This window comes from Streptomyces sp. PTL18 (assembly GCF_059510295.1).
The window spans coordinates 1-1,224 of the sequence record NZ_JCAJZO010000105.1; the positions used below are offsets into that span (position 1 = coordinate 1).

Genomic DNA, 1,224 nt, shown 5'->3' on the forward strand with positions numbered 1-1,224 from the left:
GGCACAGGCGGCCACCGCCCGGAGCGCCGTCCCGACCGCCGACGAGGCACCCGCCACTGCGCTGCGCGACCAGCTCGCCGGACAGCCGCGGGACGAGCGCCGGCAGACCCTGCTCGACCTGGTGCGCCGACGGGCGGCGGAGGTGCTGGGACACGGCGACCCCGGGGCAGTCGGGTCCGCCCAGGCCTTCCGGGAACTCGGCGTGGACTCCCTGACCGCGGTGGAGCTCCGCAACCGGCTCTCCGCCGAGACCGGTCTGAAGCTGCCCAGCACCCTCGTCTTCGACCACCCGACGCCGCGTCACCTGACCGCGTTCCTCGAGGACGGGCTGTTCGGCGGGGAGGCGGCCGACGCGGAGAGTGCGCTGGTCGCCGAGCTGGACCGGCTGGCCGCCACGATTTCAAGGCTTTCCCCAGAGATGGGCGTCAGGGCTCTCGCCCAGGCACGTCTGCGCAGCATGCTGGCGGAGCTGGGTGATCAGAACGAGGCCGATGCCAAGGCCACTGTCTCCCAGCAGCTCGAGGCGGCGTCGGACGACGAGATCTTCGACTTCATCAATCGGGAGCTCGGCCGGTCCTGAACGCCGGCGTCGCAGCCGCAGCAGGCCGAACCGTTCCTACCGCCGACAACGTATGGGGCAAGTTCCAATGGCGAATGAAGACAAGCTCCGGGACTACCTCAAGTGGGTCACCGCCGACCTCGCCGAGACGCGACGCCGGCTTCAGGAACTGGAGTCGCGTGGGGACGAGCCCATTGCGATCGTCGGGATGAGCTGCCGCTTCCCCGGCGGAGTACGGTCACCCGAGGACTACTGGCAGCTCCTGTCCGACGGGGTGGACGCCATCTCCGCATGGCCCACCGACCGCGGCTGGGACGTCGAGGCCCTCTACGATCCGGACTCCCACCGCCAGGACGGCAGTTACGCCCGCGAGGGCGGCTTCCTGACCGGCGCCGGGGACTTCGATGCCGCCTTCTTCGGGATCTCGCCCCGTGAGGCCGTCGCCATGGACCCGCAGCAGCGGCTGCTGCTGGAGACGTCCTGGGAGGCCTTCGAACACGCGGGTATCGACCCCGAATCCGCGCGGGGCGCTCGCGCCGGCGTGTTCGTGGGCGCCAGCAACCAGGAGTACGGCGCCGGCCTGACCGATGTCCCGGACGAGGTGCGGGGCCATCTGCTCACCGGCAATTCGACGTCGGTGGTGTCGGGCCGGGTGTCGTATGTGC

Annotated in this window: 2 protein-coding genes; both read left to right on the forward strand. The window is 70.8% G+C overall.

The features are described 5' to 3' along the window. Window positions 1–580 (forward strand): acyl carrier protein (locus tag AC5WS8_RS39155; RefSeq protein WP_496108236.1); only part of this gene is annotated, 580 nt, incomplete at its 5' end. A 67-nt stretch (window positions 581–647) separates the two neighbouring features. Further along, on the forward strand, window positions 648–1,224 hold a 577-nt coding region (locus AC5WS8_RS39160), incomplete at its 3' end, for a beta-ketoacyl synthase N-terminal-like domain-containing protein (protein ID WP_496108237.1).